The following is a 16973-nucleotide window of genomic DNA, read 5'->3' as shown; positions in this document are numbered from 1 at the left end:
GCGGTGGCACGCGCCCGGCTCAGCGGTGCGGAGGAGCGCCTGCGCCTGCGGCCTCGTGCGGTGCGAGAATCCGGCCCTCACGCCCGCATTTCCCGCAGTGCAACCCGCTGCGGCATTGGCCGGCTCGCGTTATCACCGGTAGTCGACATCGCGCCGCACGGCTATACTGCCGACAACAGGGGCTTTGAATGTCCTATTCCCTGGAACGAGCGCAATCTGCCCGAAAGTATCTTCAACGGCACCGGTGATTCGGCTGATTTTCGGTATGGCCCGGCGGGTGAGCGTTACAGTCAGGTAGCGTATGCGGCGATACCCGGTAACGAGGAGACGATCACGACGATGTACGTCGGTGCATTGTTCGAGCAGATCGACAAAGACACCACGTCGTTGACCGAGTACCGACATTACGTGATGGCGGGTGGTGCGCGCGTTGCCATTCATACAGAGTGGAGCAACGCGAATACGCGTGACGAGTATCTGTTTCAAGACCATCTCGGGTCAGTTACAGCCATCACCCAAACCAGCGGTGCGATCGTTGAGCGCTTTAGCTACGATCCATGGGGAAAGCGCCGCAACCCCGCCACTTGGGATGCTGCGGGCACCTATCTCCCGACGATGCTCGATCACATTTCACGTGGCTTTACCGATCACGAGCATCTTGATCGCCTGGGGCTGATCCATATGAATGGTCGGGTCTTTGACCCGCAGATTGGCCGCTTCCTGTCTGCGGACTCGTTCATGCAGTTTCCGCAGAGCACCCAGGGATTTGATCGCTACGCTTATGCCGCAAATAATCCGCTTCGCTATACGGATCCGAGTGGGCATGATCTGTTTGTTGTGGGTGCTCTCTTTGCGTTGGCCGGTGGGTGGACCATTGAGCAAACAGCGATCGCCATCTTCGTTGTCGGCTTTCTTGAGACGGGCTCTCTGGCAGGTGCGATACAGAACACCCTGTTTTTCTCTGTCGGTGCCGGGTTCGGACAGGCGTTAGGGTTGGGGCAGCTGGGATTTGCCGATCCGGGCAAGCTGTTGGGGGCGTCTGCGGTGATGGGCTTCATGGGCGGCATCACTGCGCAAGCCTACGGTGGCAAATTCGGTGAGGGATTCCTGAGCGCATTCGCAGCGACGGTGGCCATGCCATGGACGCGTACTGCGAGCGGTTTCGGTGAAGGTATATTTCGCTCAGCAATCATCGGAGGTACGGCCGGTGAAATTGGAGGCGGCAAGTTTGCCAATGGGGCAGCCTATGCGGCGTTTAGCTATGCGGTAGCTGCTGGGGCCGAGGCTAGCCGGGATCAATCGAATCGAGTCGAGGCGGACGTCACATCGGATTTCTTAGAGGGACGTGATATCCAGCGTGCCTTGCGGCGTGATGGAGTAGCTGATGCTTTAAATGTTGAGGTGGCTGCTGAGTATGTCGAGATAATTTATCGAGAAGGGTTCGAGGGCTATCCTGTAAGCGACGGAGTGTTCCCGGAAATTGTGTACATCCATGAACGTGGGCCGAACGATGTTGGTGCTATGCATCGGGCAACTTTCGGTCCAGCCGGCTCAGATATCGTCGGTGATCGGATCACACTTTATGCGGGCAGTGCTCGCTCCGTAGAAAGCGCAGTAAAAATCATATTGCACGAGTTTGGCCACCATACCCCTGAGGCGGTAGCTAGAACTATTGGGAATATTGGCCGCATTCGAAATCCAGCTAACACGCCTCGTCTTGAGAATATTGCTGACCGGTATTCGCGGGACGTCTATCGGCATGTGACAGGAAAATAACTGTGAACTACTGCGGCAAAGTTCTCCGCCTGGCCTGCTCAACAGTCTTACTAGCAGTTGCAAATGCCTGCTTCGGACAAGTCGATGATAGCTTTTTGTCCGAGTACAAGGTTCAATTTGATTATGTCTTGGTTGTGTCAATCGATGCGGGCATGGCGGTAAACGCAGAATCTAACGGCAATCATTCGACGCGTTGCTACTTCGCGTACACAGCAAACGTAGATCAAGTGATTAAGGGAGATACTTGGCGCAAGGGTCAGGTCGAGCTTGTTTCTGAGGTTGGCATGACCGTTGGAGATCGATACTTGATAGGAGTTTCACATGGGTACACTTCCTCGTATCGCAAAACGCTTGAAGGCATTGAAGACGAGGGTGTGCGTCGAGCATGTGTTGACCGTTTCGACGGCTTTTTTCTGCCCTACAAGGCGATCAATCCAATCTACGAGATCTGGACGGGAGACGGGATTGTTGAGGCAGTGCGTTTCACAGACCCCGAGAGTGAGGGGACGATAGATCAAACTCGAATTGTTACAACAGACTTCGGAGACGGTGAGATTCGCCTTAGCGAGCCGGTAGTCCTAGATTACGTAATCGACGAGTTGTCCAAGTAGCGCACGCGTTTTTGCCAATGGCGCCGCCTATGCCGCGTTTAGCTATGCGGTGGCTGCTGCTTCGAATGATGCGACAGTGATAACTGGAGCCGGAGGAGGTGGTCTGGACGATGCTCCAGCTGTGACTCCGCAGTTTATGGTAATCCCCCCTTTATTAGCTCTTGGCAGAAGTGGAGCTAAGCGGCCATCGCCAGTTTCTGTATCGGGGTGATGCCGCCGATGGCCATATTCGGACGCTCGTGGTTGTAAGTCCAGAGCCAGCGGGTAGCTGATTCCCGGACGTCGTTGATGGACTCGAACAAGGTCTGGCTCAGCCAGTCGTAACGCACGGTGCGGTTATAGCGTTCAACGTAGGCATTCTGCTGCGGCTTCCCGGGCTGGATGTGTTCGAGGTGGATACCGCGGTTCCGCGCCCAGTCCCGCAAGGCTGGCGAACGCGGGCCCCGCGAGCCTTGACCGCCCATCTGGCCATCTCACGCCGCTGAGATGGCCTCACCATTTTTTTGTGAGGGCCTCCTTCATGATCTCGGCCCGCATCTGTACCTCGGCGTACATCTTCTTCAAGCGCCGGTTCTCTTCCTCCAGCTCCTTGATCCGGGACATCATCGGCACATCCAGGCCGCCGTACTTTGCCCGCCACTTGTAGAACGTGGCGCTGCTGATGCCATGCGTCCGGCACAGCTCCGGGACCGGGCTACCGGCCTCCGCCTGCTTCAAAACGCCAATGATCTGGCTGTCGGTAAATCGCGATTTCTTCACGGGAATCTCCTCGACTCAGATTACGAGAAAATTCCACTTCTGGCTTCAGCTAAATTCCGGGGGGATTACCCAGCCCCCCGCGCCCGTGACGCAGTTATATGATTTCTCCTTGCTGCCCGTTCCGGAGCAGAAATAGGCCTGTCCCCACCGCTGTTTGCGCGGATTCCCCGGCCAGCGCCTCGCCGACGGGTGGCCGATGCTTCGCCCTGCGCTCGCAACTGGTCTTGAGATCGCCGCGAGAAACGCCCCCTAAGCCCATGATTTCCGAAACGACCTCGGCTCCGGATCCATGGCGGAGTCTTGTTTTCATGCGCTAAGCCCCTGTCGCTTGTGCTTTTTTTTGCCACTTGTGTTGACGCATGTGCGGCTCAAACCTATAGTGGAGCGAAGTGGCATGTAGTGGGAGAAAAGGGGCCAAAAGGCCCTGACGGCAGTGTTCCGTGGAGCAACTCAAATCACCCTTGATGCCAAGGGCCGGCTGGCTGTCCCGGCGCGCTATCGCGACCGGCTGGCAGCTCGTTGTGCCGGACACCTGATTTGTACCGTGGACCAGGACCACTGCCTGCTGATTTACCCGCTGCCGGACTGGGAAGAGATCGAGCGCAAGCTCATGCGCCTGTCGAGCTTCAACAAGAGCACGCGGCGTTTGCAGCGACTGATGGTTGGTTACGCCAGCGAACTTGAAGTCGATGGTCATGGGCGAGTGCTGATTCCACGCGAGCTGCGTGAGTTTGCCGGTCTTGAACGCCAGGCGATGCTGATCGGGCAGGGCAACAAGTTCGAGCTTTGGGACGAGGCGCGCTGGAACGAACGTCGGGACAGCTGGCTGACCGACGAGACAGGGGACGGACTCGGCCTGCCGGCGGAGCTTGAGTCGCTTTCGCTGTAGGGACGACGTCGAAAACGCAAACAAACGCGTCCTGATGAAGACGCGGGGTGCTGGGGTGATTTCACATGTACCTGTCCTGCTGGACGAGGTGCTTCGTTATTTGGCCATCCGGGCTGATGGCCTCTATGTCGACGCTACTTTCGGGCGCGGGGGGCACGCGCGGGCCATCCTCGCACAGCTGGGGCCGGATGGAAGGCTGCTGGCGCTGGATCGCGATCCGGAAGCTGTCGCGGCGGGCAACGCACTGCAGGCAGCCGATCAGCGCTTCAGCATCCGGCAGACAGGGTTTTCGCAGCTGCGCGCAGTGCTGGAGGAGCAGGGGTACCTTGGCTGCATACACGGCATTCTGCTCGACATCGGCGTTTCATCGCCACAGCTCGATGATCCGGCCCGCGGTTTCAGTTTTCGCGCTGATGGTCCGCTCGACATGCGCATGGATCCTTCGAGCGGCCGGTCTGCAGCGGACTGGATCAACACCGCCAGTGAGTCGGATATTGCCAGCGTGCTCTGGCGCTATGGCGAAGAGCGTGCTTCGCGGCGCATCGCCCGCGCGATCTGTGCCGCACGCGAGGTTGAGCCCGTCTTGCGCACCGCACAGCTGGCCGGAATCATTTCCGGCGTCATCCGCAGCGAACCCGGCCGGCATGCCGCGACCCGCAGCTTCCAGGCGATCCGCATCTTCATCAACGGCGAGCTCGAAGAGCTGGAGGCCGGACTGCGTGGCGCAGTCGCGGCGCTGGCTGTGGGCGGGCGACTCTGTGTCATCAGCTTCCATTCGCTCGAGGACCGCATCGTGAAGCGCTTTCTGCGTGACCACTCGCGTGTGGATCCGGCGTTGCGCGACGTGCCGGTTGTCCCCGAGTCGGCATTGCCCACGCTGAAACTACTGAGTCGGGCCGTGACGGCGGGCGAGGCCGAGTTGCGAGAGAACCCGCGGGCACGGAGTGCGGTGTTGCGCACGGCGGAGAAGCTCCGGTGACCCCGGCGGATCGCAGCCGGGCGATTTGCGCGACGCTGGCTGCTGCCGTGATGGTGTCGGCAGTGGCTGCGGTTTATGCCAAGCACAAGTCGCGCAAGCTGTTCGTCGAGTTGCAGGCGCTGACCGCGGAGCGCGATCGCCTCGAGATGGACTGGGGCCGGCTGCAGATCGAACAGAGCACCCAGGCGAGCTATCCGCGCGTCGAGACCGTGGCCCGCGACAAGCTGGCGATGCACATGCCTGATCCGCGCGGCATCGAGGTCACGGGGCGATGAGCGGAACGGACAGGCAGCAGAAGCCCGCCCTGCGCAGCTTCATCTGGCGCATGTGGTTCGTCGCTGCATTGCTGATGCTGTCGGTGGGCGGACTGGTCGCGCGCGCCGTGCATCTGCAGGTGTTCAATACCGAATTCCTGAATGCCCAGGCGGCCGCACGACATCTGCGGGTCGCCACGCTTTCGGCCACGCGCGGTGTTATCAAGGACCGGAACGGGGTGCCGCTGGCTGTCAGTACGCCGGTCGACAGTGTGTGGGTGAATCCCCCGCAGCTCCTCGAGTCGCCGGAGAAAATCCCCGGGCTGGCCCGCCTGCTGAAGATGAATGGTGGCGAACTCACCGCACGCCTTACCCGCAATGTGCGCAAGGAATTCGTCTATCTGAAGCGCCACATGAATCCGGCCGAGGCGGCGGCGGTCGACGCCCTGCAGATTCCGGGTGTGCATCTGCTGCGTGAGTACCGTCGCTACTATCCGGCCGGCGAAGTGACCGGCCATCTCCTCGGCTTTACCAACATCGATGACCGGGGCCAGGAAGGGCTGGAGCTCGCGTTCAACAACTGGCTGCAGGGCATTCCGGGCAAGAAGCGCGTGCTGCGCGACCGGCTGGGCCGGGTGATCGAGGATGTCGAGAGTATCGAGCCGCCGCAGCCAGGCGGTGATCTGGTGACCTCGATCGACCTGCGCATCCAGTACTTTGCCTATCGTGCGCTCAAGGCGGCCGTTCAGCAGTATCACGCGGCTTCGGCTTCGGCAGTCGTCATCGATGTCACAACCGGCGAAGTGCTCGCTGACGTCAACCAGCCGGCCTACAATCCGAATGACCGCAGCCAGCTCAAGCCCGCGCTGTTCCGCAATCGCGCCATCACCGACATCATCGAGCCGGGGTCGACCTTCAAGCCGCTGATTGTTGCAGCGGCACTCGACAGCGGGCGCTTCAATGCGCAGAGCCAGGTGGATACCAGTCCCGGGTTCATCCAGATTGGCAGCAAGCACATCGAGGATCACCGGAACTTCGGCCGTATCAGTCTCGGCACGATCCTCGCCAAGTCGAGCAACGTCGGCATCGTCCACGTGGTCATGCAGCTCGACAAGGACTCGCTATGGAACACGCTCAGCCGCTTCGGCGTGGGCCGGCTGACCAGCAGCGGTTTTCCGGGTGAATCAGCCGGCGTGCTGGCCCCATACCAGAGCTGGCGGCCGATCGGGCAGGCCACGCTGGGCTACGGCTACGGCCTGTCCATAACCCCGCTGCAACTCGCCCAGGCCTATGCCGTATTCGGCGCGGGAGGGCTGCAGCGGCCGGTATCGCTGGTGCGCATTTCCCAGGCGCCGATTGCCCGCCGGGTCGTGAGCGCACAGGTTGCACGCGACCTGCTGACGATGCTCGAGCAGGTTGTCGGCGAAGAGGGTACCGGGGTGAAGGCCGCAGTGACGGGTTACCGGGTGGCTGGCAAGACCGGGACCGCGCGCAAGCTCACCGCCAGCGGTTATTCCGACGATCGGCATACCGCGGTATTCGCCGGCATCACGCCGGTTGATGATCCCCGCTTCGCCATCGTCGTGGTGGTGGATGATCCACAAGGAGCGGCCTACTACGGCGGCGACGTTGCCGCACCGGTCTTTTCCACCATTGCCGCGGGTGCGCTCCGCATCTTTGCCGTTCCACCCGATGGCAAGCCTGCGGATGAAGTGCCGCGTCCGACGACGCTGGCCGCAAACCAGCCATGAATCTGGTGATCAGCAAGGACATGGATCTGCACACACTGTTCGACGGCTTCGGGGTAGAGGTGCCGCAGCGCGAAGTTGCCGATATCAGCACGGAGAGTCGCAGTGTGAGCCGGGACGGGCTGTTTCTCGCCTGTCGGGGGAACACGCACCACGGCCTCGAATTCATCGATCAGGTGCTGGCCGAGGGTGCGTCCGCCATTGCCTGGGAACCGGATGTCGATGTACAGGAGCCGGTACTGCCGGCCGACGTCTGTGGCTTTCCCGTACCGCATCTCGGCCAGCGGCTGGGCGAGATTGCCAACCGTTTCTTTGCCTCGCCGTCTGCCGCAATTGCCGTCACCGGCATCACCGGCACCAACGGCAAGACGACCACGGCATGGCTGGTGACCCAGGCGCTCGGCAAGCTCGGCGAGTCGGCGGGCTACATGGGTACGCTCGGTCACGGGCTGGGCATTGAAGTGCGTGCGGGCGCGTTGACCACACCGGGCTGCATTACGCTGCATCGCCAGTTGCGCGAACTGGCTGACGCAGGCGCCCGCCATGCGGTGCTCGAGGTATCTTCGCATGCGCTCGATCAGCATCGCGTCGACGGCGTGCATTTCAGTACTGTCGCGTTCAGCAACCTCGGCCGCGATCACCTCGATTATCACCGCGATCCGCAGCACTATGCCGATGCCAAGGCGCGGTTGTTCCGCGCTGGCGCGCGCACAGCGGTGATAAACCTCGACGACCCCTTCGGCAGGACACTGGCGGCTTCGCTGCCACCCGAAACCGCTTGTCTGGGTGTGAGCATGGACGGCAATCCGGCGGCGAAGCTGCGCGCCGAGCTGGTGCAGACCGGTGCCGATGGTCTGGTGCTGGATCTCCGCGGTGATTTCGGTACGGCACGGCTCGGCAGCCGTCTTTGGGGCCGCTTCAATGCCGAAAATCTGCTGCTGGCCGCGGGCATACTGCTGGCCGAAGGCTGGCCGCTCGATCGTGTCGTCGCCGCCCTCGCGGACTGCACGGCGCCGCCGGGGCGCATGCAGCTTGTTCCTGCATCCGCCGGTCAGCCGGCCGTGCTGGTTGATTTTGCACACACGCCCGATGCGCTGCGCAAGGCGCTGGCGGCGATTCGCGCGCACTGCAGCGGCCAGCTCTGGTGCGTGTTCGGCTGCGGTGGCAACCGTGACCGCGGCAAGCGTGCGCTCATGGGCAGCGTGGCGGTCGAACTTGCCGACCACGTGATCATCACGGACGACAATCCCCGTGACGAGGATTCACGGCAGATCATCGACGACATTCTTGCCGGCGCGGGATCCGGCACGGCGGTGCAGGTGATACCGGACCGTGCGGCAGCCATCCGGCGGGCCATACACCTGGCCGCTCCCGGCGACGCGATCCTGATTGCCGGCAAGGGCCATGAGCAGACACAGATCGTGGCCGGTGCGAGCCTGCCGTTTTCCGATGTGGCGGTCGCTGCCGCGGCGCTGTCTGTCGCGCAGCAGGGGCCGGGTGCATGACCATGGGTACGCTCGGCATGGTTGCAGAGGCGGTAGGCGGCACGCTGATCGGCACTGATGCGGGTTTTGATTCGGTGAGTACCGACAGCCGCAGCCTGGAGCCGGGCCAGTTGTTCTTCGCCCTGCGTGGCGTGCGGCACAACGCGGCGGAGTTTGCCCGCGATGCCGCGGCGGCCGGCGCCGCCGGCGTTGTCATCGAGGAGCGACAGTCGATCGATCTGCCGCAGATACATGTGGCGGACGCGGGCGAAGCACTGCGCAGCTTCGCAACGATGTGGCGCAAGCGTTTCAGCCTGCCGCTCGTTGCAGTGACCGGCAGCAACGGCAAGACCACCGTCAAGGAAATGGTCGGCACCATACTGCGCACGCACTTTGCCGGTCCCGGCGACGATGCCGGTGTGCTGGTGACCTGGGGTAATCTGAACAACCACATCGGTGTACCCATCACGCTGCTGTGGATGCGCGAAAGTCACCGCGCTGCGGTGATCGAGATGGGCGCAAGCGCAAAACACGAGATTGCCCGACTGGCTGCGATAGCCGCGCCCACGGTGGCCATCATTACCAATGCCGGGCCGGCACATCTGGGCGGATTCGGCGGCACCCTCAAGGATGTTGCCGAGGCGAAGGGCGAGCTGTTTGCGGGTCTGCCTGCCGGGAGCATCGCCATCATCAACCGGGATGACCCTTTCTACGGTTACTGGCGCAGCCTTCGCAAGGACATCAGCTATCGTTCATTCGGCCTGTCGCCGGAGGCGGACTATCGCGCCGTCGAGGTGCAGGCTTCCGGCGTGCGGAGCCTCGGTTTCCGGCTGCTCACGCCGACCGCCGGGATACCGGTTGAACTGCCGATGTCCGGTGGCCATAACGTGCGCAACGCGCTGGCCGCAGCGGCCGCGTCGCTCGCCGCCGGGGCCAGCCTGCAGGCAGTGCGCGATGGCCTGGCGCAGATGGCGAACGTCGCCGGTCGCCTGCGCGCCGAACCCGGTCCGGCCGGCAGCACGATCTTCGATGACAGCTACAACGCCAATCCGGGTTCGGTCGCCGCGGCCATACAGTTTCTCGCCGGTCTCGACGGGCAGCGCTGGCTGGTTCTCGGCGGAATGGCTGAACTCGGTCCGGATGCGGCAGCCCTGCACCGCGAGGTTGGTGTGCTGGCGGCACAGAGCGGCATCGACCGCTTTTACTGTGTCGGTGAGCTGACGCGACCGGCCGCTGAAGGCTTCGGCCCGGACGCTCGCTGGTACGCCGATGTCACCGAACTTGCCGAGGTCCTGCGGCCCCGGATGACTGCAGACGTCCATCTGCTCGTCAAGGGTTCACGCAGCGCGGGGCTTGAGCGCCTGGTGCAGCTGGTCACCGGGCGTGGCGATACGGCGGGGGTGCACTGATGCTGCTGCTGCTGGCAGAAGGCCTGAAGGGCTACGTGTCGGGCTTCAACGTCTTCACCTATCTGACGATGCGCGCGATTCTCGGCGCGCTGACGGCACTGGCGCTGTCGCTGTTTCTTGGTCCACCGCTGATCCGTCGCCTGACCCTGCGGCAGATCGGCCAGACCGTTCGCCAGGACGGTCCGCAGACCCACCTGCAGAAAGCCGGTACGCCGACCATGGGCGGGGCGCTGATCCTGCTCGCGATCATCTTCAGCACGCTGTTGTGGGCCGATCTGCGCAGCCTGTTCGTCTGGGTCGTGATCGGCGTGACCTTTTGCTATGGCCTGATCGGTTTCGTCGATGACTACCGCAAGCTCGTGCTGCGTGATCCGAAGGGCCTGTCGGCCGGGAAGAAACTTTTCTGGCAGCTGCTGATCGCCATCATCGTGGGTGTCGCGCTTTACCGGCATGCCGATGCGCCGCAGTCGACTGCACTGCTGATTCCCTACCTGAAGGATATTTCCATTCCGCTCGGCTGGCTCTTCGTGCCTTTTGTCTGTCTGGTCATCGTCGGCAGCAGCAACGCGGTGAATCTCACCGATGGTCTGGACGGCCTGGCGATCATGCCGACGGTGCTGGTCGGCGGCGCACTCGGCGTATTTGCCTGGGTGGCCGGCAATGCGATTTTTTCCCGCTACCTCGGCATTCCTTATATAGCCGGGGCCGGCGAGCTGTTCGTTTTCTGCGCGGCGCTGGCCGGCGCCGGGCTCGGCTTTCTCTGGTTCAACACCTATCCGGCCCAGGTCTTCATGGGCGACATCGGCGCACTGGCTCTGGGCGGCGCGCTCGGTGCGGTGGCAGTGGTCGTGCGCCAGGAAGTGGTGCTGCTGATCATGGGCGGCGTGTTCGTCGCCGAGACTGTCTCGGTGATGATGCAGGTGGCCTCTTTCAAGATGACCGGCAAGCGCATTTTCCGCATGGCCCCGCTGCACCATCACTTTGAACTCAAGGGCTGGGCCGAACCAAAAGTCATCGTGCGCTTCTGGATCGTGACCGTGGTGCTGGTACTGGTCGGGCTGTCGAGTCTGAAGATCCGGTGATGGGGGCCGCAGTAATGAGTCCGCAGTACAGTGGACAGGCGCAAGCGACGGGGCCGGTGTTCGTGCTGGGCATGGGCGGGACCGGCGCTGCCTGCGCCCGTTACCTTGCCGACCGTGGTGTGACAGCGGTATTTGCCGATACGCGCGCCGCGCCGCCGGGGCTCTCCGCAATCCGTACGGCGATGCCGGGCGTGGAAACACATACCGGCCAGATTCCGCTGAAGCTCCCGGCGCATGTCGCGCGGGTGGTGGTGTCACCCGGCGTGGACCTGCAGCTGCCGCTGCTGCAGGACGCGCGTCGGCGCGGCATCCCCGTGCTGAGCGATATCGATCTCTTTGTCGGCGAGGCGCGTGCGCCGATCGTGGCCATCACCGGCTCGAACGGCAAGAGCACCGTGACCTCGATGCTCGGCGAGATGCTTGCCGCCGCTGGTCTGCGGGTCGGCGTCGGCGGCAATCTCGGTATCCCGTCGCTCGATCTGCTCGATGTGGAAACACAGGTATATGTGCTGGAGCTGTCGAGCTTTCAGCTCGAGCGCAGCCAGCCGATCGATGCGGCAGCGGCAGTTCTGCTGAATGTCTCGCCGGATCATCTCGATATCCACGGCGATATGGCCGGTTATACGGCGGCCAAGGCCCGTGTCTACGCGCATTGCAAGGTCGCGGTACTGAACCGTGACGAGCCGGCACTAAGGACTCTCGTGCCAGCCGGCGTTCCGGTCATCAGCTTCGGGCTCGGTGCGCCTGGCGACGGTGAGTTTGGTCTGCTGCAGCGGCTGGACGGCAGCTGGCTGGCCCGCGGTGATGAAGCCTTGCTGCCGGTGACGGAACTGAAGCTCACCGGCCGGCACAACATCTCGAACGCGCTGGCAGCGCTGTCCCTGGGTGCTGCGCTCGGACTGGAGCCGGCAACGCTAGTGCCTGGCCTGCGCAACTACCGGCCGCTGCCGCACCGGATGGCGGTGGTTGCCTGCCGCGACGGGGTGACCTGGATCGACGATTCAAAGGCCACCAATGTCGGCGCCGCGGTGGCGAGCATCAGCAGTCTCGACGGCCCGCTGGTGCTGATCGCCGGTGGCGACGGCAAGGGTGCAAGTTTCGCGACGCTGGCCGATGTATTGCGGGGCCGCGAGTGCGTGGCGATATTGCTGGGCCGTGATCGCGAACTGCTGGCGACCGCCTTGCACGGCGTATGTCCGGTCAGGCTGGTCGACGACATGCCGGCAGCCGCAAGCGAGGCGCGTGCGGTCGCGAGGCCGGGCTGGACTGTGCTGCTGGCCCCGGCCTGCAGCAGTCTCGACATGTACCGCGACTACGGCGCACGCGGTGACGCCTTCCGCGCTGCGGTACTCGGCGTGCAGGAGGCACAGGCATGAGCGCAACGCATGGTGCCGCGCCGGGACAGAGCCGGCCCGACATGATTCTCCTGAGCGTGGTGGGGATCCTGCTCGCGGTTGGTCTGCTGATGGTGGCCTCGGCCTCGATTGCGCTGGGCGATCGCCAGCACGGCGATGCTTTCTATTTCTTCGAGCGACAGATCGTGGCTGCAACGATGGGGCTTGCTGCCGCCTGGGGCATGGCGAAGGTTCCGACGCGGGTGTGGCAGCGCCTCGGCCCGTGGCTGGCCGGTGTCGCCATCCTGTTGCTCGTCATGGTGCTGCTGCCGGGCCTCGGTCGCACCGCCAACGGCAGCACGCGCTGGCTCAACATTGCCGGCATCAACATCATGCAGGTCAGTGAACCGGTCCGCCTGATGCTGCTGATCTATGTCGCCGACTATGCGGTACGTCGCAGCGAGGAGATTCGCGGCAGTTTCTTCGGTTTCATGAAGCCGCTGGTGATCGTCGGCCTTGCTGCGGCCCTGCTGCTTGCACAACCCGATTTCGGTTCCGCCGTCCTGCTGATCGGTATTTCCTTCACCGTGATGTTCCTGGCCGGTGCCCGGCTGCGTGATGTGGGCCTGACGCTGGGACCGGTCGTGCTCGGTTTTGCGCTGCTCGCCAAGTTCTCGCCCTATCGCATGAAGCGCCTCACCGGCTTCTGGGATCCATGGGCTGATCCCTATGGCGACGGTTTTCAGCTTACCCAGTCACTGATCGCGATCGGCAGCGGCGAATGGACGGGCCTCGGCCTGGGCGCCAGCGTGCAGAAGCTTTTTTATCTGCCGGAGGCGCATACGGACTTCATCTTCGCCGTGATCGCCGAAGAGTTTGGCCTGATCGGCAGTCTGGTGATGATCCTGCTCTACGTGCTGCTGATCTGGCGGGCCATGGTCATCTCGCGGGTGGCCGCCGTGCGCGAGCACTTCTTCCAGGCTTACGTGGCCTTCGGACTCTGTATCTGGCTGGCCATGCAGGCCGCCATCAATCTCGGCGTGAACATGGGCGTGCTGCCCACCAAGGGGCTGACGCTGCCGCTGGTGAGTTACGGCCGGAGCAGCCTGCTGGTGACGCTGGCCGCGCTCGGCCTGCTGCTGCGTATCGATCTCGAGAACCGCGGTATTGCGAGTGCCGCAAAGCGCCGGGTCAACGGGCGGGTGGCGCGATGAAGCCGGCACCGATCCTCATCATGGCAGGCGGCACCGGTGGACATGTATTCCCGGCGCTTGCCGTGGCACGCGCCCTGCGCGAGCGGAACGAACCCGTCGTCTGGCTGGGCACCGAGCTCGGCATCGAGGCCCGGCTGGTGCCGGCCGAGGGCATTGAGCTGGAGCGCGTGCGCGTCAAGGGCTTGCGTCGTCGCGGCCTCGGCGCCTGGCTGATGGGGCCGCTGCAGATCATGCTGGCAGTCGTTGAAGCACTGCGCATCCTGCGCCGCCGGCGCCCGAAGCTGGTGCTCGGCATGGGCGGCTACACGGCGGGGCCGGGTGGTCTCGCCAGCTGGTTGCTGCGCATACCACTCGTCATCCATGAACAGAATGCTGTCGCGGGTCTTACCAATCGTCTTCTGGCGAACTTTGCCCGGGAAGTGCTTGAAGCCTTCCCGGGCAGTTTTTCTGCCAGCATCAAGACCCGCGTGACCGGCAATCCCGTCCGTCACGACATCGCCATGCTGCCGGCGCCCGAACTGCGCCTGCGCGGTCGTTCGGGCCCACTCCGCCTGCTGGTGCTCGGTGGCAGCCAGGGTGCCCAGGCGCTGAATGCGGTGGTCGGGCCGGCCGTGGCGCTGCTCCCCGAAGCCGAGCGTCCGGAGATCCGTCATCAGACCGGCGAGAATACTTACGGTGTGGCCGAAGTCGCCTATCGCCGCGCGGGTGTGCGGGCGCATCTGCAGACCTTCATTGCCGATATGGCCGAAGCCTATGGCTGGGCTGATCTCGTGATCGCCCGCTCGGGCGCCCTGACGATCGCCGAACTGGCGGCTGCCGGAGTCGGCGCAATCCTCGTGCCGTATCCGGCTGCAGTGGACGATCACCAGACCCGGAACGCGGCGTATCTGGTCAACGCGGGTGCTGCCACGCTGATCCCGCAGGACGAACTCGATGCGGAGCGCCTGGCCGCGGAGCTGCAACGGCATATCGGCGACCCGGGACTGGTGCTGAAACAGGCACAGCTGGCGCGTGCACAGGCGATGCCCGATGCGACTGCCGATATCGTGGCCCGCTGCCTGGCCCTCAGTCTGGCCAGGAGGCGCAGCAATGCGTGACCGCATGCGCCGGATCAATCGCATACATCTGGTCGGCATCGGCGGCGTCGGCATGGGCGGTATCGCCGAGGTGCTGCTCAACCTGGGTTATGCCGTGCAGGGCTCCGACCTGCGCGAGTCAGCTGTCACCCGGCGGCTCACGCGGCTCGGCGCGCTCGTGCATATCGGCCATCGTGCCGGGCAGGTCGCGGATGCCGATGTCGTGGTGACCTCCAGCGCGGTTGCCGCCGACAATCCGGAAGTGCTGGCGGCGCACGCCAGCCGCAAGCCGGTGGTCCGGCGTGCCGAGATGCTCGCCGAACTGATGCGCTTCCGGCATGCGATTGCCGTCTCCGGCAGCCATGGCAAGACCACGACCACGAGTCTGATCGCGAGCGTGCTGGCCGAAGCCGGCCAGGATCCGACTTTTGTCATCGGCGGGCGGCTGAAGAGCGCCGACTCGAACGGGCGACTCGGTGCCGGCCGCTATCTGGTTGCCGAAGCCGACGAGAGCGATGCGTCGTTCATCCATCTGCAGCCGATGGTGGCCGTGGTCACCAATATCGGCAACGATCATCTCGGCACATACGGCGGGGACGTCGGACGTCTGCGTCAGACCTTTGTCGAGTTCCTGCACAATCTGCCCTTCTATGGCCTGGCTGTCGTGTGTATCGACGATCCGGGCGTGCGCGCGATCCTGCCGGACCTCCACCGGGCCACCCTGAGCTATGGCTTCTCGCCCGAGGCCGATGTACGCGCGGAAAACCTGGTCCGCGAAGGCTTGCGTTCCCGCTTTACCGTCGTGCGCCCGGCACCGGCACCGCCCCTGCAGGTCGTGCTCAATCTGCCCGGCCGGCACAACGTCCTGAACGCGCTCGCCGCGGTGGCCATTGCCTGCGACCTTGAGCTCGACGATGCGGCCTGCCAGCAGGCACTTGCGAGCTTTGAGGGCGTCGACCGTCGCCTGCAGATGCTCGGCGATATCGTGATCGCTGGCCACAGCGTGACGCTGGTCGATGACTACGGCCACCATCCGACCGAGATCGCCGCCACCATCGAAGCGGCACGCCAGGCCTGGCCGGAACGCCGGCTGGTCGTCGCTTTCCAGCCGCACCGCTACACGAGAACCCGCGATCTGCTCGATGATTTTGCCGAGGCGCTGTCGGTGGCCGATCGCCTGCTCGTCACGGAAGTCTATGCCGCCGGTGAAGCGCCGATCGCCAATGCTGACGGACGCGCCATCTGCCGGGCCATCCGCAGCCGCGGGCAGATCGAACCGGTATTCGTCCCGCATATCGATGAACTGAACGAGTTGCTGGCCGGCGTGCTTGAGTCCGGTGACGTGCTGCTGACGCTTGGCGCCGGCAACATCGGTGCGATGGCGCTGCAGCTTCGCGAGCAGTACGGCGAGCAGACAACGTTGCACACGGGTGGTGCGATGTGATGACGATGAAGAAAGAACGCCCGGGCAAATTGTTGCGCGACGAGTTGATGTCGAAACATACGACATGGCGAGTCGGCGGCCCCGCAGACGTGTATCATGCGCCGCGTTGTCGCGCTGAACTTCTGGAATTTTTTCGCGGTCTTGATGCGAGCACGCCGGTTTACTGGGTTGGCTTCGGAAGCAACCTTCTCGTCAGGGATGGTGGCATTCGCGGCGTCGTCATCGCGACCAGCCAGGCACTCTGTGAACTGCGCAATCTCGGCGGCGGCGTCGTCGAAGCGGAAGCGGGCGTGGCGTGTACGGTCGTGGCCCGGCAATGCGGTCGCTGGCAGCTTGGCCCCGCGGAATTCTTTGCCGGCATTCCCGGCAGCGTTGGCGGTGCGCTGCGCATGAACGCAGGTGCCTTTGGTGGAGAAACCTGGAACAGCGTCATCGAGGTCGATGTACTCGACCGGCGCGGCGTGGTGCATACCCGCAGCCGTGACGCCTACGAAGTCGGCTACCGGCATGTACAGAAGCCCGCGGACGAGTGGTTTCTCGCCGCCCGCATGCAGTTCGAGGAGAACTACCAGGCTGCCGGGGCGCGCATGCAGACGCTGATCGCCGAGCGCAAGGCCAGTCAGCCGCTCGGGCTGCCGAGCTGCGGTTCGGTGTTCAAGAATCCTCCCGGCGACCATGCGGCGCGGCTCATCGAGACAGCCGGCCTCAAGGAGGCCCGCATCGGCGGGGCGCAGGTCTCGCCGAAGCACGCCAATTTCATCATCAACACCGGCGGCGCGACGGCGGCCGACATCGAGAACCTGATCCTGAAGGTGCAGGCCACGGTTGAGAGCCGGCATGGCGTACGGCTCGAGCCGGAAGTGCAGATCATCGGTGAGCCGGCTGCCGGCCACGCCGGGGCGGAGGGGGTCTGA

The 16973-nt window shown here is 63.7% G+C and carries 14 protein-coding genes and 1 pseudogene; 14 read left to right on the top strand and 1 reads right to left on the bottom strand.

The window, feature by feature from the left end:
* Positions 1-3: 3 nt before the first annotated feature.
* Both H6979_08710 and H6979_08705 read left to right on the top strand, forming a co-directional pair.
* On the top strand, positions 4-1776 hold the full coding sequence (locus H6979_08710; GenBank protein MCP5139924.1) for a hypothetical protein: 1773 nt from the start codon (positions 4-6) through the stop codon (positions 1774-1776).
* Between the two features lie 2 nt (positions 1777-1778).
* On the top strand, positions 1779-2387 hold the full coding sequence (locus H6979_08705) for a hypothetical protein (protein MCP5139923.1): 609 nt from the start codon (positions 1779-1781) through the stop codon (positions 2385-2387).
* A gap of 176 nt (positions 2388-2563) precedes the next feature.
* Here the strand turns inward: H6979_08705 and H6979_08700 are convergent.
* A pseudogene (locus H6979_08700) lies at positions 2564-3146 on the bottom strand (transposase).
* A 433-nt stretch (positions 3147-3579) separates the two neighbouring features.
* On the opposite strand from H6979_08700, the gene mraZ reads away from it, so the two are divergent.
* Genes mraZ through murB form a run of 12 tightly spaced genes read left to right on the top strand, consistent with a single transcriptional unit; the run spans position 3580 to position 16973 of the window.
* Complete coding sequence (gene mraZ / locus H6979_08695) at positions 3580-4035, top strand: division/cell wall cluster transcriptional repressor MraZ (protein MCP5139922.1); 456 nt, start codon at positions 3580-3582, stop codon at positions 4033-4035.
* 34 nt (positions 4036-4069) lie between these two features.
* Positions 4070-5014, top strand: a complete 945-nt coding sequence (gene rsmH, locus H6979_08690) for a 16S rRNA (cytosine(1402)-N(4))-methyltransferase RsmH (GenBank protein MCP5139921.1) — start codon at positions 4070-4072, stop codon at positions 5012-5014.
* Between the two features lie 50 nt (positions 5015-5064).
* Positions 5065-5289 (top strand): cell division protein FtsL, encoded by a 225-nt coding sequence (ftsL, locus tag H6979_08685; protein ID MCP5139920.1) that lies wholly within the window; start codon positions 5065-5067, stop codon positions 5287-5289.
* A complete protein-coding gene (locus H6979_08680) occupies positions 5286-7019 on the top strand; it encodes a penicillin-binding protein 2 (GenBank protein ID MCP5139919.1) in 1734 nt (577 codons plus the stop codon). The genes ftsL and H6979_08680 overlap by 4 nt, the downstream gene beginning before the upstream one ends.
* Positions 7016-8521, top strand: coding sequence for a UDP-N-acetylmuramoyl-L-alanyl-D-glutamate--2,6-diaminopimelate ligase (locus H6979_08675; protein ID MCP5139918.1), 1506 nt, complete (start codon positions 7016-7018; stop codon positions 8519-8521). The genes H6979_08680 and H6979_08675 overlap by 4 nt, the downstream gene beginning before the upstream one ends.
* The gene (gene murF / locus H6979_08670) at positions 8518-9909 is read left to right on the top strand and encodes a UDP-N-acetylmuramoyl-tripeptide--D-alanyl-D-alanine ligase (GenBank protein ID MCP5139917.1); all 1392 of its coding nucleotides are present in this window, start codon (positions 8518-8520) and stop codon (positions 9907-9909) included. Before H6979_08675 ends, murF begins: the two co-directional genes overlap by 4 nt.
* Positions 9909-10991: a phospho-N-acetylmuramoyl-pentapeptide-transferase gene (locus H6979_08665; protein MCP5139916.1), complete on the top strand. Its 1083-nt coding sequence runs from the start codon at positions 9909-9911 to the stop codon at positions 10989-10991. Before murF ends, H6979_08665 begins: the two co-directional genes overlap by 1 nt.
* 14 nt (positions 10992-11005) lie before the next feature.
* Entirely contained in the window at positions 11006-12367 is a 1362-nt protein-coding gene (gene murD, locus H6979_08660) for a UDP-N-acetylmuramoyl-L-alanine--D-glutamate ligase (protein ID MCP5139915.1), read from the top strand.
* Positions 12364-13539: a putative lipid II flippase FtsW gene (gene ftsW / locus H6979_08655; GenBank protein MCP5139914.1), complete on the top strand. Its 1176-nt coding sequence runs from the start codon at positions 12364-12366 to the stop codon at positions 13537-13539. Before murD ends, ftsW begins: the two co-directional genes overlap by 4 nt.
* Entirely contained in the window at positions 13536-14636 is a 1101-nt protein-coding gene (gene murG, locus H6979_08650) for an undecaprenyldiphospho-muramoylpentapeptide beta-N-acetylglucosaminyltransferase (protein MCP5139913.1), read from the top strand. The genes ftsW and murG overlap by 4 nt, the downstream gene beginning before the upstream one ends.
* A gap of 4 nt (positions 14637-14640) precedes the next feature.
* Positions 14641-16059 carry a UDP-N-acetylmuramate--L-alanine ligase gene (gene murC / locus H6979_08645; GenBank protein MCP5139912.1) on the top strand — a complete coding sequence of 473 codons (1419 nt, stop codon included), beginning with the start codon at positions 14641-14643 and terminating at the stop codon, positions 16057-16059.
* Positions 16059-16973: a UDP-N-acetylmuramate dehydrogenase gene (gene murB / locus H6979_08640; protein ID MCP5139911.1), complete on the top strand. Its 915-nt coding sequence runs from the start codon at positions 16059-16061 to the stop codon at positions 16971-16973. Before murC ends, murB begins: the two co-directional genes overlap by 1 nt.

The sequence above is a fragment of the Chromatiales bacterium genome (assembly GCA_024234935.1).
GTDB lineage: Bacteria > Pseudomonadota > Gammaproteobacteria > Steroidobacterales.
This window is presented reverse-complemented; position numbering and strand designations above follow the sequence as displayed.